General features: G+C 75.5%; 18 protein-coding genes. 9 read left to right on the top strand and 9 right to left on the bottom strand.

The genetic code is table 11. The features are described from left to right. Positions 1–44: 44 nt before the first annotated feature. Positions 45–647, top strand: a complete 603-nt coding sequence (locus E8D37_RS09260; RefSeq protein WP_136569454.1) for a YceI family protein — start codon at positions 45–47, stop codon at positions 645–647. A gap of 175 nt (positions 648–822) precedes the next feature. Here the strand turns inward: E8D37_RS09260 and E8D37_RS09255 are convergent, their stop codons facing one another. Then, positions 823–2127, bottom strand: coding sequence for a DUF1501 domain-containing protein (locus E8D37_RS09255; protein ID WP_168929696.1), 1305 nt, complete (start codon positions 2125–2127; stop codon positions 823–825). A 153-nt stretch (positions 2128–2280) separates the two neighbouring features. Further along, positions 2281–3876, bottom strand: coding sequence for a DUF1800 domain-containing protein (locus E8D37_RS09250; protein WP_168929695.1), 1596 nt, complete (start codon positions 3874–3876; stop codon positions 2281–2283). A gap of 193 nt (positions 3877–4069) precedes the next feature. Between E8D37_RS09250 and E8D37_RS09245 the strand changes: the two genes are divergently transcribed. Continuing rightward, complete coding sequence (locus E8D37_RS09245) at positions 4070–5008, top strand: GNAT family N-acetyltransferase (protein WP_240770305.1); 939 nt, start codon at positions 4070–4072, stop codon at positions 5006–5008. A 47-nt stretch (positions 5009–5055) separates the two neighbouring features. On the opposite strand, the gene E8D37_RS09240 is transcribed toward E8D37_RS09245, so the two are convergent. Beyond that, complete coding sequence (locus tag E8D37_RS09240; protein ID WP_136569451.1) at positions 5056–5679, bottom strand: hypothetical protein; 624 nt, start codon at positions 5677–5679, stop codon at positions 5056–5058. Between the two features lie 107 nt (positions 5680–5786). Between E8D37_RS09240 and E8D37_RS09235 the strand changes: the two genes are divergently transcribed. Next, on the top strand, positions 5787–6479 hold the full coding sequence (locus tag E8D37_RS09235) for a maleylpyruvate isomerase N-terminal domain-containing protein (protein WP_136569450.1): 693 nt from the start codon (positions 5787–5789) through the stop codon (positions 6477–6479). 104 nt (positions 6480–6583) lie between these two features. Next, positions 6584–7714, top strand: coding sequence for a glycoside hydrolase family 6 protein (locus E8D37_RS09230; protein WP_136569449.1), 1131 nt, complete (start codon positions 6584–6586; stop codon positions 7712–7714). Between the two features lie 75 nt (positions 7715–7789). Here E8D37_RS09230 and E8D37_RS09225 read toward each other — a convergent pair whose 3' ends face one another. After that, positions 7790–8101, bottom strand: a complete 312-nt coding sequence (locus E8D37_RS09225) for a hypothetical protein (RefSeq protein WP_136569448.1) — start codon at positions 8099–8101, stop codon at positions 7790–7792. Positions 8102–8320: 219 nt separating this feature from the next. On the opposite strand from E8D37_RS09225, the gene zwf reads away from it, so the two are divergent. Then, positions 8321–9745: a glucose-6-phosphate dehydrogenase gene (zwf, locus tag E8D37_RS09220; protein ID WP_136569447.1), complete on the top strand. Its 1425-nt coding sequence runs from the start codon at positions 8321–8323 to the stop codon at positions 9743–9745. A 54-nt stretch (positions 9746–9799) separates the two neighbouring features. Here the strand turns inward: zwf and E8D37_RS09215 are convergent, their stop codons facing one another. Genes E8D37_RS09215 through E8D37_RS09200 form a run of 4 tightly spaced genes read right to left on the bottom strand, consistent with a single transcriptional unit; the run spans position 9800 to position 17380 of the window. Next, positions 9800–12997: an FtsX-like permease family protein gene (locus E8D37_RS09215; protein WP_136569446.1), complete on the bottom strand. Its 3198-nt coding sequence runs from the start codon at positions 12995–12997 to the stop codon at positions 9800–9802. Continuing rightward, entirely contained in the window at positions 12994–15462 is a 2469-nt protein-coding gene (locus tag E8D37_RS09210) for a hypothetical protein (protein ID WP_136569445.1), read from the bottom strand. The genes E8D37_RS09215 and E8D37_RS09210 overlap by 4 nt, the downstream gene beginning before the upstream one ends. After that, on the bottom strand, positions 15459–16397 hold the full coding sequence (locus E8D37_RS20080; protein ID WP_240770304.1) for an ATP-binding cassette domain-containing protein: 939 nt from the start codon (positions 16395–16397) through the stop codon (positions 15459–15461). Before E8D37_RS20080 ends, E8D37_RS09210 begins: the two co-directional genes overlap by 4 nt. Beyond that, positions 16394–17380, bottom strand: a complete 987-nt coding sequence (locus E8D37_RS09200; protein WP_240770303.1) for an ATP-binding cassette domain-containing protein — start codon at positions 17378–17380, stop codon at positions 16394–16396. The genes E8D37_RS20080 and E8D37_RS09200 overlap by 4 nt, the downstream gene beginning before the upstream one ends. Before the next feature lie 229 nt (positions 17381–17609). On the opposite strand from E8D37_RS09200, the gene E8D37_RS09195 reads away from it, so the two are divergent. Next, a complete protein-coding gene (locus E8D37_RS09195) occupies positions 17610–18902 on the top strand; it encodes an MFS transporter (protein WP_136569444.1) in 1293 nt (430 codons plus the stop codon). A 55-nt stretch (positions 18903–18957) separates the two neighbouring features. Here E8D37_RS09195 and E8D37_RS09190 read toward each other — a convergent pair whose 3' ends face one another. Continuing rightward, positions 18958–19476: a DUF664 domain-containing protein gene (locus tag E8D37_RS09190; RefSeq protein WP_136569443.1), complete on the bottom strand. Its 519-nt coding sequence runs from the start codon at positions 19474–19476 to the stop codon at positions 18958–18960. Positions 19477–19602: 126 nt separating this feature from the next. On the opposite strand from E8D37_RS09190, the gene E8D37_RS09185 reads away from it, so the two are divergent. The 3 genes from E8D37_RS09185 to E8D37_RS09175 all read left to right on the top strand — a co-directional run bounded on the left by E8D37_RS09185 (position 19603) and on the right by E8D37_RS09175 (position 22680). Beyond that, positions 19603–20139 carry a hypothetical protein gene (locus E8D37_RS09185; protein WP_136569442.1) on the top strand — a complete coding sequence of 179 codons (537 nt, stop codon included), beginning with the start codon at positions 19603–19605 and terminating at the stop codon, positions 20137–20139. 640 nt (positions 20140–20779) lie between these two features. Then, positions 20780–21817, top strand: a complete 1038-nt coding sequence (locus tag E8D37_RS09180; RefSeq protein ID WP_206055659.1) for an ATP-binding cassette domain-containing protein — start codon at positions 20780–20782, stop codon at positions 21815–21817. Further along, positions 21814–22680: an ABC transporter permease gene (locus E8D37_RS09175; RefSeq protein ID WP_136569441.1), complete on the top strand. Its 867-nt coding sequence runs from the start codon at positions 21814–21816 to the stop codon at positions 22678–22680. The genes E8D37_RS09180 and E8D37_RS09175 overlap by 4 nt, the downstream gene beginning before the upstream one ends. Positions 22681–22813 lie beyond the last annotated feature (133 nt).

Below are 22813 nucleotides of genomic sequence, written 5' to 3'. Positions count from 1 at the left end.
GGCCCCCGGCCGACCACACACCTCGACCAGACCCAGGAGTCACCATGGCCCTCTTCAGCCGCAGCAAGTCCGAGGCCCCCGCCTCCGCGTTCGACGCCCCGACCCAGACCCTCTCGGACATCTCGGGCGCCTACACCATCGACGCCAGCCACAGCCGTCTGGGCTTCTCGGCCCGTCACGCGATGGTCACCACCGTCCGCGGCCAGTTCCAGGAGTTCGAGGGCACCGCGACGATCGACACCGCGAACCCCGCCGCCTCCTCCGTCTCCGTCACGATGAAGGCCGCCTCGATCGACACCGGCTCGGCCGACCGCAACGGTCACCTCGTCTCCGGCGACTTCTTCGACGTCGAGACCTACCCCGAGCTCACCTTCGTCTCCACCGCGGTCTCCAAGGACGGCGACGACTGGACGATCACCGGCGACCTGACCATCAAGGGCGTCTCCAAGCCGGTCACCATCGAGTTCGAGTCCACCGGCTCGGCCACCGACCCCTTCGGCAACACCCGCGTCGGCTTCGAGGGTGCGACCACCATCAACCGCAAGGACTGGGGCCTGGAGTGGAACGCCGCGCTCGAGACCGGCGGCGTGCTCGTCTCCGAGAAGATCAAGCTCGAGTTCGACATCTCGGCGATCAAGAACGCCTGATCGAACCCCTGATCACCACGCCGGTCGCACGGACCGGCACGACCGGCCGCTGAGGCCGGTCACGCACCGGCACGGGGCCGGGCCCGCCTGGGGGGTGGGCCCGGCCCCGTGTCGTTCTCCGCGTCCTCCCGTCACCGCCACAGGACGAGGGGACGCGGGTGCGGATGCGCAGCCGTCAGGCGGCGCGCATCATCCCCAGGCTGCTCCAGCTGTGGCCGGGGAAGACGGCGGCGGCCGAGGCCGACGTGCGGGCGGTGACGACCTCGGCGAGGACGTCGCGGTAGTCCGTGGTGACGGCCAGGTCCGCGTCCAGGGTGTTCTCCAGGCCGGGCCAGCGGCTGTAGTAGCCGCCCTTCACGCCCGCGCCGGCGACGAGCATGACGCCGCCCCACCCGTGGTCGGTGCCGCGGCTGCCGTTCTCCTGCACCCGCCGTCCGAACTCGGTGATGGTCACCAGGGTCACCTTGTCGGCCACCGGGCCGAGGTCGGTGAAGAAGGTCGCGATGCTGCCGGCGAGCTCGGAGACGTTGTCGACCATCCAGCCGCCGCCGGGCCCGCCCATGTTGACGTGCATGTCCCAGGAGCCGGTGTCGACCGTCACCGCGGCCACGCCGATGTCCGCCTTGAGCACGCGCGCCACGTCCTGGAGCGCCCCGCCGAGCTGGCCGGGGTAGGCGGACCGGTAGGCCGGGCGGACGTCCTGGGCAGGTGCGAGGTCGACCAGCGACGTGAGCGCCGTCCGGACGCTGCCGCCCATCTCGCCGCCCTGGGTGGCCCACAGCCGGTTCAGCGCCTTGCGGCGCGGCGAGCGGTTGTCCCGCGCGTTGCCCCCGGCGAGCTCGGCCGAGTCCAGCTCGTCGAAGCTCATCGTGGGCTGCGGCCCGGAGACCAGCGCCGGGAGCCCGTTGCCGACCGCCAGCGCCTCCACCGTCGCGTGGTCGCCGTTGGCGCCGACGAGCCGGTTGAGCCAGCCCGACCGGGTCTCGGAGCCGGGGGCGGCGTCCTCGAGCTCCTCCATCGCGGCGAAGTGCGAGCGGTTGGCGACGGGGAGGCCGGTGGCGTGGACGGCGGCCAGGCGGCCCGCCTTCCACAGCGGCATCAGCGGCGCCATCGCGGGGTGGAAGCCGAACTGGGCGTCCGCGCCGAGCAGGGAGGCCTTCGGGATCGCCGTCGTCGGCCGGCCCGCGTAGTAGGCGAGCTCGGCGTGCGGGACGACGATGCTCAGGCCGTCCGCCGCGCCGCGCATGGAGACGACGACGATGACGGACGAGGCGGGGCGGGGCGCCGGCGTCACCAGCCCGGGGGCCGCGGCGGCCGCGCCGGAGTAGGTGATCGACGCGCCGCCGACCATGACGCTGGTGCCGCCGAGGATCGCGCCGCGCAGCAGGCTGCGGCGGTTCGTGACGCGGCAGCCCTCGTCGCAGCCGGCGGGCTGCGGCTGCTCGGCGGCGGGCGCCGGATCGGCGGGGGTCGCGGGCACGGACCTCAGGGTCCGGCGGGGCGTGCTCGTGCTCATGATGTCTCCGTCCTGGAGGGTTGTGCCGGTCCGTCCTGGACCGGTGGTGCCGTCGGGTGCTGGCGACGGCACCGGTGGCGGTGCTGGGGAGTGCTGGTGCGGGTGCTGCGGTGCGGCTCAGTGGTAGTAGGACGCCGGGCTGTCGAGGATCGCGACGACGAGCTGCGGCCACGTCCGCATCAGCACGGGGTGGCCCAGGTACACCGTCTCGGCGGCCGCGAGGCCGGTGGCGTCCTGGCAGGCCTTGAGCAGCGTGCGGGTCGCCGGGCGGGCGAGGAGGAGCCGGGAGAGGTGGTCGACCAGCTGGTCGAGCCGGAGCCGGTCGGCGGGGACGAGCTGGGCCGGCGTCCGGTGGCGCACGTCGACCACCGGCCACGTCCGCGTGGCCATCTGCCAGTGCAGGGTCATGGACGCGAGGGCCCGCGTGGGCGTGGCCCAGGACCGGTTGTCGAGCGGCTGACCGTCGGGCCGGGGCCAGCCGAACGGTTGGAGGCCCAGCGACGCCGCCTGGTAGCGCAGCTGCCGGGCCGCAGAGGCCTCGCTGGTGGGCTTGCGCAGCTCGACCCCGAGCACCCGGTAGGCGGCGACGACGCCGTCGTCGGCGTCGCGCAGGCGCCCGTCGACCGAGGACTTGAACTCCGGGGAGTCCAGGAGCACCCGCAGGACGGGCACGATCGCGGTGTCGGCCTCGAGGTAGGCGTCAGCGAGCCGCTGGACGAGCGCCTCCGGCACGTCGTCGGCGTCCACGAAGGTCATCACGAGCTTGGTGGCGATCCGCCGGGCGGTCGCCGGGTGGTGGGCCAGGTGGGTGATGAGCTCGCTGATCGCGGAGCGGCCGGTGGTGAGGCTGTTGGAGAGGGTGAGGCCGCAGACCGTGGCCGGGCCGTTCGAGTGCCAGTCGGGCCGGAACACCGTCTCGAAGACGCCCCAGCTGAACGTCCACCCGGTGAGGACCCGGGCGGCGGCCTTGATGTCGTCCTCGGTGTGGTTGCCGATGCCGACGGTGTGCAGCTCGAGCAGCTCGCGGCCCAGGTTCTCGTTGGGGTGCCACTGGGTCGAGACGTTGTTGCCGAGGTACATGAGCATCGCGGGGTGCACGGTGGTCAGCTGGAGCATGTCCTCGAAGCGGCCCAGCGCGTGCGCCCGGATCGCGTCGCCGTACCCGGCGCGGACGTAGCCCATGTTGTCGGCGGTGACCGGCACGTGGAGGTGGTTCTCCCAGAACTCCGTCATCACCTCGAGCACCTGCAGCGGCGAGGCGACGCGGCGCGACAGGGCGCGGCAGGCGTAGTCCTGGGCCACGGTGAAGACGCTGCGCACGCCCGTGGTCTCGCGGAGGTAGACCTCGGCCGGCGTGCGGCGCAGGTCGGGGAACCAGGCGTCCACCGAGGTCGAGCCGTCCGAGGCCTGCGCGGCCTTCACCTGCGCCTCGAACCAGGCGCGGGCGCCCGTGCGGCGCACCGAGCGCGCCAGGTCGGTGGTGATCCCGTAGGTGAACCGGTTGAGGACGTGCCGGTCGGCCTTCTTCGGCACCGGCGTCGCCTTCCAGCGACGCACGGCCGCCTCGGCCGCGCCGGCCTGGCCCAGGACCCCGGCCGCAGCCGCGGCGGTCGCCACGGCACCGCCGCCGGCGGCGCGCAGGACGCGGCGGCGGCCGGGGCGGGTCTCGACCTGCGTGTCGGTCTCGACGTGCGTGGCGGGGCTGGCGGTCACGATGGGGCTCCTCGGCTCCGGTAACGGGGGGCGTTCGTACGGGGGTCGTGCGGGGTTCGACAGTTCACGTCGGCGGCGCCCCCGGCCGCTTGAGGCGTTCCCCGACACCTGTGACGTCGGTCCTCGGTCCCCCCGCGCGGCTCAGCCACGGAACTCGCTGGCCACGCGCGGCCCCTCGCGTCAGACTCCGCGGGTGAGCACGCCCCGCGACCCGTCCGTCCCGCCCGCCGGCTACCGCACCGGCCCGCTCGTCCCCGGCGACGCCGCCGCGGTCACCGCCGTCATCGCGGCCCAGGAGCGGCACGACACGGGTGAGGTGATGATCGAGGAGTCCGACATCGTCGGGGACTGGCAGCGGCCGTCCTTCGACCTCGCCGCCAGCACCGTGGGCGTGCGCGACGACGACGGGACGCTCGTCGCCTACGCCGAGGTGCACGGGGACCGGGCGGAGGTCGCCGTCCACCCCGACCACCGGCGGCGGGGGATCGGGACGTTCCTGGCCGGCTGGTGCACGGACCTCGCCCGCTCGCGCGGGGAGCGGGTGGTCGGCTCCCCCGCGCTGGAGGGCTCGCCCGCCGACGCCCTGCTCTCCTCGCTCGGGTGGCGGGTGCGCTGGCAGTCGTGGGTGCTCGCCCTGCCCGAGGGCGCCGAGGTGCCGGAGCGGGGGCTGCCCGCCGGCCTCGAGGTGCGCGCCGCGCGCCCGGAGGAGCACGAGGCCTGCTGGGTCCTCAACGAGGACGCGTTCCTGGAGTGGTCGCAGCGGGAGCGGGACGGCTTCGAGGACTGGGCCGCCCGCACCGTCCGGCGCCCCGGCTTCGAGCCCTGGCAGCTGCGGGTCGTCGTCGGGGACGGCGAGGTGCTGGCCCTGGCCCTCCTCCAGCTCGTCACCACGCCGACGGAGGACGGCGAGCGCACCGAGGCCTACGTGGCCCGGCTCGCCACCCGCGCCGACCAGCGCGGCCGCGGGCTCGCCCAGGCGCTGCTCGTGGACGCCTTCGCTCAGGGCCGGGCGCACGGGGCGTCCGTGTGCACCCTCTCCACCGACTCCCGCACCGGCGCCCTCGGCCTCTACGAGAAGGTGGGGATGCGCGTGACCTCGAACTGGGTCAACCGGGCCGCCGACCTGACCTGACCTGACACAGCCTCAGCCGGCGCCGGTCGGCCGGTGCCCCCGGGCGCTCAGCGGGGCAGGACGACGGTGGAGACCACCGTGGTCACGGACGGGCGGGCCGGGGTCGAGGAGAAGCCGAAGTCCGGCGGCGGCGAGACCGGCGCGAGCCCGCCGAGGTCGACGCCGTCGAGGCTCGCCGACACCGCGAGGACGGCGTGGTGGTCGAGCGCGCCGTAGTACTCCCGCCGGCCGGACCCGGCCGACCCCCGGGTGCGGACCCCGCGCAGCACGACCCGGGCCACGGGGTCGGTGAGCGTGCTCCACGCCGGGCTCCCGGCCAGCCGCGGCGGGACCGCCCGCAGGGCGGTGCCCAGCAGGGTCCGGCCGCCGACGGCCAAGTCGAGGTCCAGCGAGTCCGAGCGCACGCGCCAGCCGGCGGTCGAGAGCCGCGCCTCGCACGGCTCCACCCGCACCTCGTCGAAGTGGTACGTGGCGCCGACGAAGGACGCGACCTCGTCGCTGGGCGCGAGCAGGAGCCGGTGCCCGCTCGCCGTCGCCACCATGACGTCGGCGAAGGACCCGAGCGGCGAGGTGTGCCAGCGCCCGACGACCAGCCGCACGCCCGAGGTGGTGCCGACGCCCGCGATGGCCCCCTCGAACCGCTGGGCGCGGGGACGGGATGGACGGGTCACCCCGCCAGGCTAGGGGCACCAGCGACGCGCCGAGGCGTACTACGCTCCTGGCACCGGCCTCCCGGCACCGACGTGCCGGCACCGGCTCCCGGACGGAAGGGGACCCCATGACCGACTGGCAGGCGCTGCACCTCGCCCTGGTGCAGGCCCTGGAGGAGCTGGCGCCGACCCTCGAGGCGCACGCGGACGCCCCCGTCCCGGCGACGCCGGAGTGGGACGTCCACGACGTGCTGGCCCACCTCGCCGGTGGGGCCGCCGACCACGTCACCGGCCGCCTGGACGGCGCCCCCGGCCCGGGGTGGACGCACCGCCACGTCGAGGAGCGGCGCGAGGACGGCGTCCGCGCCCTGCTGGCCGAGCTCGCCGCCCACGGCGTGAGCGTGCGCGAGCAGCTGGGCGACAGCCCGCGCCCGGCGTCCGTGTGGGACCTCGCCGTCCACACCGCCGACCTGCACGAGGCCCTCGGCCTCGGGCGCCCGGCGAGCGGCCTCTGGGCGGCCGTCACCCACGCCGTCGCGCCGGCGCTGCTCAGCGGCGTGCCCCGCCGCTTCCAGGTGGGCGCGGCCCGCTACGGGGCGGGTGCACCCGGCGACGACGAGCTGCTGGAGCTCGACGAGTACGAGCTGTTCCGGGGCGCGTTCTCCCGCCGCTCGCGCTCCCAGATGGCCGCCTGGTGCGGCGGGGCGCTGGACGCGGCCACCCTCGACGGGCTCTGCGTCTTCGGCCCGCGCGAGGACGACCAGCCGGTGCCGACGGCGCCGCCCGAAGCGCTGTCGTCGCAGGTGACAGCCGGTTCCTGACGCGGGCCACCCGCGCGCCGCGGCGCCGGCCACCCCGCGCCCGCCGGGGCCCCGGAGTTGCGCGAATGAGGGACAGGACGGGTGGTCGACCGTAGCCTTGTGGCGTGCCTCCCCTTCCCCGGCGCGCTCGACGGATGGGGCCCTCGCACCGGACGACGTCCCTCGCCCTGGCTGTCCTGACGGCCGGCGCGCTCCTGCTCGGCCTCCTGCCGGCAGCGTCCGCCGGCGCGCAGACCCCCACCGCCACGACCGCGCAGACCTCCAGCGCCCTGACCGCCCTGACCTCTCTGACGGGGCTCACGGGGCTGACGAGCGACCTCACCCTCGCCACGTCGTCGACCGCGGGCACCAGCGCGCGCAAGGACGCCCGCCGACGGCTCGGCCTGTTCGTCGACAAGACGATGCCCGTCGCCTCGCAGGGCAAGCGGTACCGCGCGATCGCGAGCCAGGCGCAGTCGCTGTGGCTCTCCCACGACTACTACTCGACGTCCACGATCGCGAGCATCGCGCGCCGGTACGTCCGCCGCGCGAAGCGGGCCGACAAGACGCCGCTGCTCGTCGTGTACTCGCTGCCCAACCGTGACTGCGGCGGCTGGTCCTCCGGCGGCGCCAGCGGCAAGCGGTCGTACAAGCGGTGGATCAACCACCTGGCGAAGGGCCTGAAGGGCTCCAAGGCCATGCTCGTGCTCGAGCCGGACGCCATCCCGTTCTACGGGCAGAACACGTGCGAGGGCACCCGCCCCTGGCCGTCCCTCCTGCGCTACGCCACCAAGAAGCTCTCCCGGGCCGGCGCGTGGGTCTACCTGGACGCCGGGCACTCCAACTGGACGCCGTACGCCAACCGCGCCCGCATCCTCAAGCGCGCCGGCATCCAGTACGCCCGCGGCTTCTCCACCAACGTGTCGAACTTCCGCCGGACCTCCGACGAGAAGAAGTACGCCCGCTACCTGATCCGGCGCCTGCGCAAGCTCGGCGTGCGGAACGTGCACTACATCATCGACACCTCGCGCAACGGCGCGAAGAACCCCGTGGACGGCGACGTCATCAACCCGACGTGGGCGCGGATCGGCGCCCCGCCGAAGCTGGTGTTCCGGCACGCGTTCGACGGCCGCCTGTGGGTGAAGCACCCCGGTGAGTCCGACGGCGAGGTGAACGGCGGCAGCTCGTCCGGCTCGTGGTGCGACCTGCTCGCGGACCGGCTGCTGGGCAAGAAGAACGTCCGCAACTACTGCTGAGCCGGCCGCACGCGCGGCCGGCCCTGGAGCCTCCGAGGCCCAGGTCCCGGGTGGTGGTCGGGTGAGGGTCGGGGCTCAGCCCTGGTGGTCGCCCCAGGGTTGGGGGGTCCACTGCTGGGTGGCGTCGGGCGCGGGCTCGGCGGCCTGCTGGGCGGGCTGCTGGACGCCCGGCAAGGCGGCCTGGGCCGGGTCAGCGGGGACGTCCTGCGGCGCCGTCTCGGCCCGCAGGTTCATCAGGTCGAGGGCCGACAGGAGCTCGTCGACGCTGTCGTAGACCTCGGCGGCCTTCTCGAGCAGCACCGTGCTCCAGGTCGGCTCCTCGGAGAAGACATTGCCCCCGAAATAGGCCCCGATGGCCTCGGCTGCACTGTCGTTGCTCATGCTCATGCACAGCAATATGACAGTTCAGAGGCGTTTTGGGGACACCTCACCCGGTTTTGTCGCGACCGGGGTCACACCCACGGGAAAGGTGCCGCACCCCACTGGGGTGGTGGGAACACGGCCGCCGCGAGGTTCGCTTGGACGGTGGGCGACGCGCGTGCCCGGGGCCAGGGGTCCCGCTGCGCGGGTCGCGCTCCCCCGACACCCGCAGCAGGAGACGGCACCATGACCGAGACCCAGAAGCCCACCGGCGACGCCCTCGCCCCCCACGTCCTCGTGCTCTTCGGAGCCACCGGGGACCTGGCGGCCCGCAAGCTCTTCCCGGGCCTCTACCACCTGGCCGCCGCCGGCCGGCTGCCCGAGGAGTACGTCGTGATCGGCAGCGGCCGGCACTCCCCCGGCTCCGACGAGGAGTTCCGCGACCAGCTGCGCGAGAAGCTCACGAAGACGGTGGACGACCTCGACACCGCGGTGCTGGACGACCTGCTCGGCCGCGTCAGCTTCCAGACGTCCGACTCCGACGACGGCTCCGACCTCGCCGCCGCCGTCCGCGCCGCGGAGGGGGAGATGTCCTCCGACCCGCAGGACGTGCGCCGCCTCGTGTACCTCTCGATCCCGCCCGCCGCCATGCAGCCGATGATCGCGATGCTGGGCCGGGAGAAGATCACCGAGCGCGGCCGCCTCGTCATCGAGAAGCCGTTCGGGCTGGACCTGGACTCCTCCCGCGAGCTCGACGCCGCCCTCAAGGACGTCGTCGACGAGGAGCAGGTGTTCCGCATCGACCACTTCCTCGGCAAGGAGGCGGTGCAGAACCTGCTCGCCGTCCGCTTCGCCAACGGCCTGTTCGAGCCGTCGTGGGACCGGCACACCGTCTCCTCGGTGCAGATCGACGTGCCCGAGGAGCTCGGCCTCGAGGGCCGCGCCGCCTTCTACGAGGGCACCGGCGCCCTGCGCGACATGATCTCCACGCACCTCACCCAGCTGCTCGGCTTCGTGGCGCTGGAGGACCCCAAGGAGTTCGACGCCGTCACCCTGCGCGACGCCAAGTCCGCCGTGTTCCAGGCGATGCGCCCCCTCGACCCCGCCCGCACCGTCTTCGGCCAGTTCGAGGGCTACCGCGACGAGAAGGGCGTGGACGAGGACAGCCAGGTCGAGACGTTCGTGGCGATCGAGGCGTTCGTCGACAACGACCGCTGGCGCGGCGTCCCGTTCTACCTGCGCACCGGCAAGGCCATGAAGCGCGGCGCCCGGGTCATCACCCTCAGCTTCCGCACCCCGGACACCGAGATCTTCGCCGGCCGCGCCGCCTGCAACGAGATCCAGTTCGACCTCTCGGACCACCCGCGGATGCGGGTCGCGCTCCAGACGAAGAACCCCGGCCCCGACATGACCCTGGGCCGCTCCTACATGACCCTCGACATGGGCGAGCAGGAGCACGACGAGGCGCCGCTGGAGGCCTACGAGCGGCTGCTGCTCGACGTCCTGCGCGGCGACCAGACGCTGTTCACCCGCTCCGACGAGGTCGACCGCATCTGGCAGGTCGTCCAGCCGCTGCTCGACGACCGGCCCGAGGTCCAGCCGTACGCGAAGGGCTCCTGGGGCCCGCAGGCCGCGCTCGACCTGCCCGCGGGTGGCTGGGTCCTGCGCTGAGGCGCCCGGGCCGCCGCTCAGCACCGGGGCTGAGCTCAGCACCGGGTCCGGGGCTCAGCGTCCGTCCTCGCGGAGGGTCGCGCCCCGGGCGCCGCGCACGGTGAGCACCGCGCTCACCACCGCGAACCCGCCGAGGACCACCGTGGCTGCCCCGGCCAGCACCAGCAGTCGCAGCACGCCGACGCCGCTGGTGAGGGCCGGGGTGGAGATCGCGTCCACGTAGCCCAGCGTGAGGGTGCGCAGGACGACGACCTGGGCGGCCGTGCCGGCCAGCAGCCCGGCCACGGCCGTCCCGCCCAGCACCACGCCGAGCTCGACGAGCACCGCGCGGGCCACGGTGGCCCGGGGCACGCCCACGACCCGCAGCCCGGCGGCGTCCCGGCGTCGCGCGGGCAGCTGCACGGCCGTGGACACGGCCAGCGCCGCCAGCGCCATCAGCAGCACCAGCGCGGCGACGATCGCGTAGAGGCGCAGCGCCAGGGCGTACGGGGTGGCGTCGAGACCGGCCTTGACCTGCGCGTACGTGGTGTCCTCGGTGACGCCGGCCTGGAGCAGCCCGGCCCGGACGTCGTCCGGGGTGTCGGCCCGCGCCAGGACGACGACCTCGTTGCCCTGGTCGTAGAGCACCCGGTCGAGCGTCAGCGTCTCGATGTCGACCAGCCGACCCACCGGGCCGCTCAGCGGCAGCGAGGCCGCGGTGAGCACCGTGCGGGAGACGATCCCGCCGTGGGAGCGGACCGTGGCCGCGTCCGGCTCGGCCGGCGCGTCCACGCCGGAGACCGCCGGCACCGCGGAGCCCACGCCGCCCGTGGAGAGCTGGACGATCGCGGGCTCGCCGTCGGTGTCGATCCCGACCTCCAGGGCGCCGTCGTCGCCGGCGGCCACCCCCAGCGAGCGCACCGCCTCCGGGCTCGAGGCGTCGGGGCTCACCGCCCACCGGGCGTCGCCGAGCCAGCCGCCCACGCCCGCGCCGTCCACCTGCAGGTCCTCGATCGTGAGCGAGCCGGCCATGGGGGTCTGCAGGGCCGCCGTCGTGCCCACGGTGAGGCCCTCGAGTCGGCACCCGGCACCGCAGCCGGTGAGGGCCAGGCGCACGGTGTGGCGCCCCGCCCGCAGGGGCTCGGAGTAGGCGGCCCGGACGACCCCGGCGTCCGAGGAGAGGTCGAGCCGCAGCACCAGCGGTGAGTCGTCCCCCGTGGTGACGGCGTCGGTGACGGTCATCGTCAGCGTCCGGCCCGTCACCTCGGGGACGGTGCCGGGGGTCTCCAGCGCCGCCGCCACGTCCGCGGTGCTGGTGCCGGGCGTCCAGCTGGACGGCCACAGCCCGACGCGGGCCAGTCGGGCCGTGTCCATCGCGACGAAGCTGCCGTCGGTCGTGGAGACCGTGCCCGCGGCCATGAGCCACTGACCGTCCGGGTCCAGCCGGTGGGTCAGGGCCACCGTCCGCTCCAGCCCGAGCTGGGAGCTCCACACCTCGTCCGCGGGGGCGCGGGTGGCCGCCACGCTGGCGCGCCAGTCGGCCGCGCTGTCGTGCACGCCGGCGGCGAAGACGCTGATCGCGATCGCCGCCGTGAGGGGCAGGACGACGAGCGTCCCCTCGCGCCGCCGGCTGAGCGTGCGCACGGCGACCCAGCCGGCCAGGAGGCGCCGCCCCGAGCGGCGGCCAAGGGCTCCGCTGCCGCGGCGCCGCCGGGTGAGCAGGCGCGCGAGCCGCTGGGTGAGCTGCGTGGCCGCGAGGCCCGCCACCGCCGCGAGCAGGACCGGCAGCACGAGGTCGGTGAGGTCGGGGTCGCTGTCGGCGGCGGTGAGTCGCCCGAGCGTCACCGCGACCGCGGCGGCCAGCAGGGCGAGCTGGGCCACCAGTGCGACGCGCCGACCCGGCCCCGGACGGCGGACCCCGGCCAGCTGCTGGTCGAGGCGGCTGCGCAGCACGAGCAGGAGGGACACGGCGGCGACGAGCAAGGCGCCGAGGCTCACGGCGAGCGCCGAGAGGACCGACGCGAGCGGGACCCGCAGCGGGAGCCCCGGCACCAGCCAGGCCCGGTCCAGCACCACCGTGGCCAGCACGCCGAGCACCGCCCCCAGCGGCGCCGCGACCGCGAGCAGCACGAGCGGCTCGCCCAGGCCGAGGGCCCAGAGCCGGCGACGGGGCAGCCCCCGCAGCGTCGCCAGCGCGATCTCGGGGGTGCGCAGGTCGGCCGCGGCGCCCAGCAGGCGCAGCAGGAGGGCGAGGGCGACGAGGACGAGCGACAGCACGGCGGGGGCGAGCGAGGCGGCCGCCGTGCCCTGCTGGGCCACGACGTCCTGCGTCACCGTGGTGAGGTCGTTGATCCCGGCGAGCGTGAGGGTGCCCTCGGGCGTGACGGTGCCGGCGTCGGCCCCTGACGACGGCGCGCCGCCCTCGGTGTCCCGGCCTCCGGCCGACGCGACGGCCAGGAGGGCCGGCAGGTCGTCGACGGTGAGGTCCGCGGGCGGGTCGAGCCGCGAGTCGACCAGCACCGACCAGCCCAGGCCCGCCACGGTGAGCTGCTCGAAGGCCGCGGGCACCGTGACGAAGGGCGCCGGCCGGTAGGGCTTGGGCGTCGGCTTGTCCGAGGGCGGGGCGCTGGAGAAGCGGGAGGTGTCGAACCAGAAGTCCTCCTCGTCGGCGCCCGGGGCCGCGTAGGTGCCGACCACGGTGACGGTGCCGTAGGAGTCGATGTCGATCGTGTCGCCGCGGTGCAGGCCCGTCATCGCGGCGTCCCGCGCGAGGAGCAGCACCTCGTCGGGGCCGCCCGGGCACCGGCCCCGGATCGTCAGGTGCGCGCACGCGTCCGTGGCGGCCAGCAGGTCCACCTGGGCGTTGAGGGCGGAGAGGGTGTCGCTGAGGAGGGTGGTCGTCGGCTCGCCGTAGGCGCCGTCCTCGATGACGGCGGCGCCGTCGCCGGCCCCGGCGATGACGGCGGCGGCGGCCGAGGCGGCCGACTCCTGGGCGAGGGCCGGGTCGGTGGCCGCGTCCCCCCGCGGGCTGAAGGACCAGGACACGCCCGTGAGCGAGGGCGGGGCCTCGGCCAGGGTGCGGACCAGGAACGAGGCGCCGACCTGCGAGGCGAAGGCCGGCCCGAGGACGGCGGAGGCGACCGCGAGGACGACGAGGAGCACCGTGCCGCCGGAGAGCAGCGCCCGCGAGCGGAGGCCGCGGACCAGCGTCCCCCAGCCCTCGGGTGCCCACCCCTCGGACAGCCTCCCCTCGGACCGCCGGCGGCCGCTCATCGGCCCTCCTCGCGCAGGACGCCGGGGCGCGTCCCGGCCGCGCCGACCGACCGGCCGACGAGCACCACCAGCGCCACCACCACGGCGACGACGACCGCCAGCAGCGCCAGGGGTCCGGACGCGGGGCTGGTCGCCAGGGCCAGGCCGTGCTCGGGCACCGCCACCAGGCGCAGGGCGGGCAGCAGCACCCACGCGCCGAGCGCCGTGCCCAGCACCGCACCGCCGACGGCGAGCACCACGAGCCACGCGGCCTCGCGCACGGCGCTGCCGCGCAGCACGCCCAGCGGCACCCCCGCCGAGCGCAGCGCCGCGACGTCGTGCACCCAGGCCCGGCGCTCCCGCGCCACGGCCGTCGCCAGCACCAGCAGGGCCGCCGCGAGGCAGAACCCGGCCAGCAGGAGGAACACGCGGGCCTGCATCGCGCCGGTCGCCACCACGACGTCCTCGCGGACCTGGGCCAGCGTGCGCGCCCGCCCGCCGAGCGCCCGCTCCACCTTCGCCAGGAGGCGCGGCGGGGTGTCGGCGGCGGCCAGCACGCGCAGCTCGGCGGCGGGCACGGTGGGCGAGGCGCCCACCAGGCTGGTGGGGAGGTCCAGGAGGACGCCGTCGGCGCCGACGAGGGGCAGGGCGGACGCCGTGCCGACGACCGTGGCGGCGAGGTCGTCGCCGCCCGGGGACTCCGCGGTGAGCTCGGTGCCCTCGTCGGTGCCCGCGTCCGTGCTGTCGTCCGCCGCCGCCTCGGCCGCCTCGGCGAGGACCGAGTCCGTGGCGAGGACCGGCACGGGCAGCGAGAGGGTCGGCTCGGCCACGAGGACGCCGCTGCCGGCCGGCACCAGGAGCCCGTCCGCCGTGACGACCGGCGTCGCGGGGACGGTGCCGTCCGCCGCCTCGTCCCCCGTGTGGCCCGGGCGGCGCAGGATGCCGCCCCGCTCGAAGTCGACGCTCGTGGCGGCCGCGCCGAACGGCTGGTCCAGGAGCTCGATACCGCCGAGGCCGACCGAGCGCAGCAGCCACGGGAGGTGCGCGGCCCCGGACCGGTTCGCGAGCACCACCTGCTCCAGGCTGCAGCCGGGGCCGCACGGCACCATCGCCGTCCCGGTGAGCGCGCGGCCCGTCCGGCTCGGGTCGGTCAGGTCGAACGTGCGGACCACCCGTCGCCCGGTGCCCGAGCGCAGCGTCACCCGCACCGAGGGCAGGAGGCGGCCGCGGCTGCGCGCGCCGACCCCGCCCACGGTGACGTTGAGGAAGGTGCCGGAGGCCACGGCCGCGGTGTCGGAGACGCCCGCGAAGACCGAGGCGGGCGACAGCATCGGCAGCCCGCTGCCCGAGGCGGCCTCGACCCCGGCCGCGGGGGTGCTCGCGTAGAAGTCGCCGAGCACGGCCTGGGCCCGGGAGGCGTCCCAGTAGACCCGCCGCTCGAGCGCCGAGCCGGCGCCCGGGACGACGACCGCCGCCATCAGGTACCGCCCGGAGTCGTCGAGGCGCTGGGTGAGGGAGAGGAGCCCGGCGGCGGTGAGGTCGGTGGCGCTGGGGTCGGTGGGCGCGATGCTCACCGGCCCGCCGGCCTCGAGCCGGGAGGTGTCGTCGGCCCAGGCGTCCACCTCGTCGGCCGCGGTGAGCGCCAGCCCGGCGACCACGGCGGCGGCGATCAGCACGCGCACGGCCGCCGCCGCGTCCGCCGTGCGCGCCACGCGCCGGACGGCCACGAAGGAGGCGAGGTCCGCCGTGCCGCGGCGCACCAGCAGGGACGCCGACAGCCGACCCAGCGCCAGCGCCAGGCCGCCCACGGCCAGCCCGACCAGGGCCGAACCGGCGAGGACGAGCAGGTCGGGGTGGACGTCGGCGCCGGGGTCCGCGGTGTCCAGCAGGCTCGCCCGGTAGCAGGCCACGACGGCCGCGACGACGACGAGCACCTGCCCGAACAGCGCCGCCAGGCCCGCGGCGCGGCGACGGGGCCGACCCCCGACCTGGTCGGTCAGCGGCTCCCGGAGGGCGGCGACCATGCCCACGGCCACCGCGACGAGGCCGGCCAGCAGGACCCCGACCGCCGCCACCAGGGACCCGGCGAGCACGCCGGAGGAGGCGACGGCGGTGGCGGGGAGGCCCACCCAGGCCCGGGTCGCGGCGGCCGCGACGCCGAGGCCGGCCCCCGCGCCCACCAGACCGCCGAGCGCCAGGACGAGCAGGGGCTCGGCCGCCAGGAGCACGAGCAGCGGCGCCCCCTCGAGGCCGCGCAGGCGGGCCAGGGCGATCTCGCCGCGGCGGGCGCGCGCGAGCTCGGCGCCGGTCGTGGGCAGCGCGACCGCGCCCAGCACGAGGAGCGGCAGGGCCAGCGCGCGGGACGTCCCCGCGGCACCCGCCAGCCCCAGGACGGCGACCACGCCGGCCACGACGACCACGGTGAGCGCGAGCAGGGGCAGGAGCGTGGAGCGGCGCGACCACGCGCCGCGCAGGGTCCGGGTCACGGGGCGCCCGGGGGTCGGCGGAACGCCGCGTGCGGGTCCTCCCCGTCGTCCGCCCGCGGGTCCGGTGCCACCGGCTCCGGTGGTCGAGGTGCCTCCGGTGGTCGAGGTGCCTCCGGTGGTCGAGGTGCGAGGCCGTCCACGGCCGAGCCTCGAGACCCGTCCACGGCCGCCTCCGCCGGTCGAGGTGCCTCCGCAGGTCGGGCCGCCACCGCCGGTCGAGGTGCCTCCGGCGCCTCCGGTGGTCGAGGTGCGAGGCCGTCCACGGCCGAGCCTCGAGACCCGCCCCGCTCGTCGAGCACCACGCGCCCGTCGTCGAGGGAGACGTGGTGGTCGCAGGCGGCGACGACGGCGGGGTCGTGCGTGGCGACGACCACGACGGCGCCGCGGTCGGCCTCGGCCCGCAGCTCGGCGAGGACGTGGGCGCGGTTGGTCTCGTCCAGCTCGCTGGTCGGCTCGTCGGCGAGCAGCACGGCGGCGCCGACGGCGAGGCCGCGGGCGAGCGCGACGCGCTGCATCTGGCCGCCGGAGAGCTCCTCGACCTGGCGCGCGCCGAGGTCGGCGATGCCGAAGCGGCCGAGGGCGGCCAGCGCCCGTTCGTCCGCCTCGGCGGGCGCGAGGCCGCGGGCGCGCAGGGCCACGGAGACGTTCTCCGCAGCGGAGAGCACCGGCACCAGCCCGTAGACCTGGAGCACGAAGGCCACGTCGGGGCGCGGGTCGCCCGAGCCGGTCCAGGTGGGCTCCTCCCCGTGCGCGGCCGCGCCGACGGTGGGACGCACCAGCCCGCCGGCGATGGACAGGAGCGTGGTCTTCCCCGACCCGCTCGGCCCCGACAGCGCGGTCATCGAGCCGGCGGGGAAGGTCACGGCCACGTCGGCGAGCAGCGTCCGGCCGCCGGCCTCGTGGGTGACGTCGGTGAGCACCAGGTCGGCCGTCACCGGTCCACCCCGTCCGGCTCGGCCGCCGCGACGCCTAGCGCGGCCGGGTCACCCGCGGCCGGGTCACCCGCGGGCCGGGCCGCACCCCGCGACACGACGAGCCGGTCGACGTCCTCGGGCTCGATCCGCACCAGCGTCCCGGCCGGCCACTCCTCGGCCAGGTGCGTGGGGAGGTGGACGACGCCCTCGGCCCCGACCACCACGTACTCGGCGCCGGCGTGGCCCTCGGAGCCCACTCGGCCGCCCTTCATGGTGACCGTGCGGGGGAAGGTCTCGGCGACCTCGGGGGCGTGGGTGACCACCACGACGGTGGTCCCGAGCTCGTCGCCGAGGTCGTGCAGGAGGGCGACGACGGCGTCCCGGTCGGCGTGCGAGAGCTGGCTGGTCGGCTCGTCGGCGAGCAGCAGCTGGGGCCCGCAGGCCACCGCACAGGCGAGGGCGAGGCGCTGGCGCTGGCCGCCGGAGAGGGTCGTGACGACCTGGTCGGCCACGCCGTCCAGACCCACGCGCGCGAGCAGGTCGCGCTCCGGCACCGCCTCGCGCCGCTCGGCCCTCGTGAGCGCGAGCCGGGCGAACGCGACGTTCTGGCGGGCGGTGGCGTAGGGCAGCAGGTTGCGGGTGGCGCCCTGGAGCATCGTGCTGACGCGGCGGGAGCGCAGCGCCGCCAGCTCCGGCTCGGGCATCCGGGAGATCTCGTGGTCGCCCAGGAAGATCCGGCCCGCGCTGGGCTTCTGGATGCCGCCGAGCAGGGTGAGCAGCGTGGACTTCCCCGATCCGGAGGGGCCGAGGAACGCGACCCGCTCACCGGGGCGGATCACCAGGTCGACCCCGGAGAGCGCGACCACGTCGTGGCCCTCGAAGGTGCGGTAGAGGTGGACGACGCCCGAGCAGCGCACCCCCAGGCCACCGGTCGGGACGACCGGCGCGACCGGTCCACGCGGCATCTCCTCCACCACGGACCGTCCGGGCGGGCGTGGGGCCACGGCGGTCTCCTTGCGCTCGCGACACCCGGGGCGCCGGGGGTCTTCTCGTGGACGGGCGGGCTCACCGTAGACCGTCCGGGGCGGCCTTCCCAGACACCTCGGCGGGCTGCGGCCGGTTCGTGACGGGGCCGTGACGCCGGCGCGGGGTCCCGCGTCGCCGCGGCGGGGGCACGTCCTCCCCCTGGACGGATGCGGGGCGCACCCGGTCTCGGTGGCACAGTGGTCGCCCGTGAGTCCCCGCCTCCGGGCCGTCCTGGCCGACACCCGTCCGCTCGCGGAGCCGCACTTCCGCCGCCTCTGGTCGGCCAACATCGTGACCGTCATCGGGGCGCAGCTGACCATCGTCGCCGTGCCCGCCCAGATCTACGCGGACACCGGGTCCTCGGCCTACGTGGGCCTCACCGGCGTCTTCGGGCTCGTCCCGCTGGTGGTGTTCGGCCTCTACGGCGGCGCGCTGGCCGACGTGTTCGACCGGCGCCGCATCCTCCAGGTGACCACCGTCGGGCTCGTCGTGACCAGCGGCCTGTTCGCCGTCCAGGCGTTCCTCGGGCTCGGGAACGTGTGGCTGCTGCTGGTGCTGTTCGCCGTCCAGCAGGCGTTCTTCGCGGTCAACCAGCCGACCCGCAGCGCGGTGCTCCCCAAGCTGCTCCCGCCCGAGCAGCTGCCGGCGGCCAACTCGCTCAACATGACCGTCATGCAGGCGGGGGCCATCGCGGGCCCGCTGGTGGCCGGCGTCCTCATCCCCTTCACCGGCTACGCCTGGCTCTACACGTTCGACACCCTGTCGCTGTTCGCGACGCTGTGGGCCGTCATCGGCCTGCCCTCGCTCGCGGTCGAGGGTGCGGCCACCCAGACCCCCGGCCTGCGGGCCGTGATCGACGGCTTCGCCTACCTGCGCACGCAGCCGGTGCTGCTCATGTCCTTCGTGGCCGACCTCATCGCGATGGTCTTCGGCATGCCGCGGGCCCTGTTCCCGGAGATCGCGCACGTCGACTTCGGCGGCCCGGAGGAGGGCGGCATCGTGTTCGCCCTGCTCTACGCCGCCATCCCGGCCGGCGCGGTGATCGGCGGCGTGTTCTCCGGCTGGGTCTCGCGGATCAGCCGGCAGGGCCTCGCCGTCCTCGTCTGCATCGTGGTGTGGGGCGTGTCGATGCTGGGCTTCGGCGTCGCCGTCATGGCCGCCGCCGGGGCGGGCTCGACGGTCGCGCTCGGGGTCGCGCTCGTGCTCCTCGTCGTCGGCGGCGCCGCGGACATGGCCTCGGCCGCCTTCCGGACGTCGATGCTGCAGAGCGCGGCCGAGGACTCCGTGCGCGGCCGGCTCCAGGGCGTGTTCATCGTCGTCGTGGCCGGTGGGCCCCGGATCGCGGACACGATCCACGGGGCGGCCGCCGCGTCCGTCGGTGCGGCTGCGGCCGCGGCCGGCGGCGGCGTCCTCGTCGTGCTCGGCATCGTGGCGGCCGCGCTGATCGTGCCGTCCTTCGTGCGCTACCGCGTGGTGCGCGGGCACGGCGTCACGGCCTGATCGGCTCCTGCCCGGCGCCCGCGTGGTGCCCGCGTGGTGCCCGTGTGGCGCCGGGCTACCGGCGCTCGAGCAGGCCGCGCAGGTAGCCCGCCTGGCCCGCGTGCTGGGCGTCGTCGTCGACGACGCTGACCAGGCGGACGCCGAGGGTGACCGGCGGGTCCCACCGCGTGTCGACGACCGCGTCGAGGTCGGCGGGCTCGACCGTGGCCAGGAAGGTCGCGGTGGCGTCGGTGACGGCGGCCAGGTAGGCGAGCAGGTCGTCTGCCGAGGCACGGACGGCGGCCACCTGCTCGGGCGTGTGGCCGTACCCGGTGTCGCCGCGGCCGACGCCCGGGGCGAAGGCGGGGAGCATCCGGTCGGCGAAGCCCTGGGCCTCCCAGACCTGGGGCGTGCCCGCGACGTCCGCCACGTGGTCGTCCTGCACCCGCGTCAGGTGCCACACGAGCCAGGCGATCGAGTTCGTGCCCGGCGCGGGCTGCCACGCCAGGTCCTCGTCGGTGAGGCCCTCCACCGCGCCCGTCACGGACTCGAGGGTGCGGGAGAAGGCGTCGGTCAGCAGGTCGGCGGGGGTCATGGCATCGACGCTAGCCCGCAGGTGCGACCGGCCGGGTGGGGCGACGGGCGGACGTGGGGGGCGGTGTGACGCGCGGGCACGCCCGCGGGTGAGGCGGTGACGCCCCGCCGCTGGCAGCGTCGAGGGGTGCGCCTGCCGAACCCGCTCGACCCCGTGAACCAGCTGCTCGACCTCCTGCCGCGGGCCTTCGCGCTGCTCCCGGGCGTCGAGTCGCTCCTGGACCGCATCGAGGGCACCCGGCTGGCCGCCGAGGAGCTCATCGCGCGGATCGAGGTCACCCGGCAGGGCGGGGCGGACCTGCTCGTGGGCGCCGCCGGCCAGGTCGCGCGCATCGAGGCGCTCGTGGACGTCCTCGAGCCGCGGCTCACCGAGCTGACCCCCGTCCTGGACCGGCTGCTCCCCCTCGCCCGCGAGCTCGCCGACACGACCTCCCCCGAGGAGGTCGCCGCGCTGGTCAGGCTCATCGACCAGCTGCCGGAGGTCGCCGAGTCGATGGAGACCGAGGTGATGCCCGTCCTCACCACCCTCGGCACGGTCGCCCCCGACGTCCACGACCTCCTCGGCGTCGCCCGCGAGCTCAACGAGCTGCTCACCAAGGTGCCCGGGATGGGCCGCGTGAAGCGCCGCGTGGACGAGGAGCAGGCGGAGCGCGGCATCGCCTGACGCCGCGGGTCGAGGTGCAGGCGTAGGGGCCGCTCCTTCCGGAGCCGGTGGTGCCGGCTGGTGGGCGGTGTCCGAGCAACCTGTTCTGAGTGCGGATGGGTTGCTGGTGCACCGCTCCTGGCTGTTCTGGGGGGACAGCGGTGGCTGAGCAACGTCGTCACGGTGCCGGAAGGTTGCTGGCGCACCGCCCCTGGCAGATCTGCGGAATGGCGGTGGCTGAGCAACCGGTGGTGAGCGCGGGCAGGTTGCTGGCGCACCGCTCGTCGGCCAGCCGCGGACAGCGGTGCCTGAGCAACGTCGTCACGGTGCCGGAAGGTTGCTGGCGCACCGCCCCTGGCAGATCTGCGGAATGGCGGTGGCTGAGCAACGTCGTCACGGTGCCGGAAGGTTGCTGGCGCACCGCTCGTCGGCCAGCCGCGGGACAGCGGTGGCTGAGCAACGTCGTCACAGTGCAGGAAGGTTGCTGGCGCACCGCCCCTGGCAGATCTGCGGAATGGCGGTGGCTGAGCAACCGGTGGTGAGCGCGGGCAGGTTGCTGGCGCACCGCCGACAGCCGGGGAGGAACTGCCGCAGGTCACCGATGAGTTCCGGCGCGTCGTCCGGTCAGAGCACCCATCACCCCCGACCCCACGAGGACGGCATGCCGGCACCAGCGATGATCTCCGCCCGAGGACTCACCAAGCGCTTCAAGGACGTCGAGGCGCTCTCGGGCCTCGACCTCGACGTGCCGGAGGGCACCGTCCTGGCGCTCCTCGGGCCCAACGGCGCGGGCAAGACCACGTCGGTGCGCTGCCTGACCACGCTGCTGCGGCCCGACGCCGGCTCCGCGACGATCGCGGGCGTCGACGTGCTCGCCGACCCCGACGGGGTCCGGGCGCGGATCGGGTTGTCGGGGCAGTACGCGGCGGTCGACGAGCACCTCACCGGGTTCGAGAACCTGGTGATGGTCGGGCGGCTCTACGGGCTGGGCCGTCGGCGCTCGCGCGAGCGGGCGCGGGAGCTCCTGGAGCGGTTCGGCCTGGACGACGCGGGCGACCGCCCGTCCAAGACGTACTCCGGCGGCATGCGCCGACGGCTGGACCTCGCGGGCGCCCTCGTGGCGGAGCCCCCCGTGCTGGTGCTGGACGAGCCGACCACCGGGCTCGACCCGCGCAGCCGCCTGCAGATGTGGGACGTCATCCGGGAGCTGGTGTCGTCGGGGGCCACGCTGCTCCTCACCACGCAGTACCTGGAGGAGGCCGACCGGCTGGCAGACGACATCGTGGTGATCGACCGGGGCCGGGCGATCGCCCGGGGCACGGCCGACGAGCTCAAGGCCCGGACCGGCGGCGAGCGGGTCGAGGTGGTCCTCGTGGACCCGGCCCGCGCGGACGACGTCCGCCGCGTCCTGGGCGCCGTGGCGCTGGGCGAGGTCGCCGTCGAGGACGGCGGCCGCCGGCTCACCGCGGCGGTGCCGGGCGCCCCGGGCGCCGGCGTCGCCGCGCTCCAGCACCTGCTGACGGGGCTGACCGGGGAGGGGATCGAGGTCCTGGACGTGGGGCTGCGGCGGCCCACCCTGGACGACGTGTTCCTGTCCCTCACCGGCCACACCAGCAGCACCGAGCCCGGCGCACCGGACGACAGCAGCACCGACCCCAGCACCGGCAGCAGCACCGACCGCGAGGAGACCTCCGCATGAGCACCCCGACCGGCACCGCCCGCCCGGGCGCCTCCCCGGCCCGCCCGTCGCTCGCCCGCACCGGCCGCGGTCCGCTGGGGGCGCTGGAGGACGGCTGGGTCGTGGCCCAGCGCAACCTGATCAAGATCAAGCGCGTCCCCGAGGTGCTGATCTTCGTGCTGGTCAGCCCGATCATGTTCGTGCTGCTCTTCGCGTTCGTCTTCGGCGGGGCCATCGACCCGGGGGACGGCTCCAGCTACCGGGAGTTCCTGATCGGCGGGATCTTCGCCCAGACGGTCGTGTTCGGGGCGACGTTCACCGGCGCCGGGCTGGCCGAGGACATGCAGAAGGGCATCATCGACCGGTTCCGCTCGCTGCCGATGTCGCCCGCGGCCGTGCTGGTCGGGCGGACGACGTCCGACGTCGTCTACAACCTGCTGAGCCTCGTCATCATGGCGCTCACCGGCCTGGCCGTCGGCTGGCGGGTGCGCGACGGGCTGCTCGACGCCCTCGCCGGGTTCGCCCTGCTGCTCCTGTTCTCCTACGCCATGAGCTGGATGATGGCGCTGATCGGGCTGATCGTGCCGGGCCCGGAGGTCATCAACAACGCGAGCTTCATCGTGCTCATGCCGCTGACCTTCGTCTCCAACGCGTTCGTCCCCCTGGAGTCCTTCAGCGGGGTGCTGCGCGTCCTGGTGCTGTGGAACCCGGTCTCTGCGCTGACGCAGGCGGTGCGCGAGCTCTTCGGCAACACCACCGCCCCGCCCCCGGACGCCTGGCCGATGCAGCACCCCGTGGGCTACACGCTGCTCTGGGTCGTCCTGCTGCTGGTGATGTTCGTCCCGCTGTCGGTCGCGCAGTACCGCCGGACGACGTCCCGCTGAGCGGGCACACTGGGCAGGCGCACCGAGGGGCACACCGAGCAGGACCGCGCGGCAGGACCACGACACGGGCGCGGGCCGCGTCGTTCGGCACTTGTGTCCTGGCTCACCGCGGGCCACGGTCAGCACAGGGGGA

It is taken from the genome of Nocardioides sp. GY 10127 (assembly GCF_004919085.1).
Taxonomy (GTDB): Bacteria; Actinomycetota; Actinomycetes; order Propionibacteriales; family Nocardioidaceae; genus Nocardioides.
This window is presented reverse-complemented; position numbering and strand designations above follow the sequence as displayed.

Bases quoted from the DNA above. Each gene is read 5' to 3' on its own strand.
- E8D37_RS09260 (WP_136569454.1), top strand. From the start codon at position 45: ATGGCCCTCTTCAGCCGCAGCAAGTCCGAGGCCCCCGCCTCCGCGTTC.
- E8D37_RS09235 (WP_136569450.1), top strand. From the start codon at position 5,787: ATGACCGACTGGCAGGCGCTGCACCTCGCCCTGGTGCAGGCCCTGGAG.
- E8D37_RS09225 (WP_136569448.1), bottom strand. From the start codon at position 8,101: ATGAGCATGAGCAACGACAGTGCAGCCGAGGCCATCGGGGCCTATTTC.
- zwf (WP_136569447.1), top strand. From the start codon at position 8,321: ATGACCGAGACCCAGAAGCCCACCGGCGACGCCCTCGCCCCCCACGTC.
- E8D37_RS09215 (WP_136569446.1), bottom strand. From the start codon at position 12,997: ATGAGCGGCCGCCGGCGGTCCGAGGGGAGGCTGTCCGAGGGGTGGGCA.
- E8D37_RS09190 (WP_136569443.1), bottom strand. From the start codon at position 19,476: ATGACCCCCGCCGACCTGCTGACCGACGCCTTCTCCCGCACCCTCGAG.
- E8D37_RS09180 (WP_206055659.1), top strand. From the start codon at position 20,780: ATGCCGGCACCAGCGATGATCTCCGCCCGAGGACTCACCAAGCGCTTC.
- E8D37_RS09175 (WP_136569441.1), top strand. From the start codon at position 21,814: ATGAGCACCCCGACCGGCACCGCCCGCCCGGGCGCCTCCCCGGCCCGC.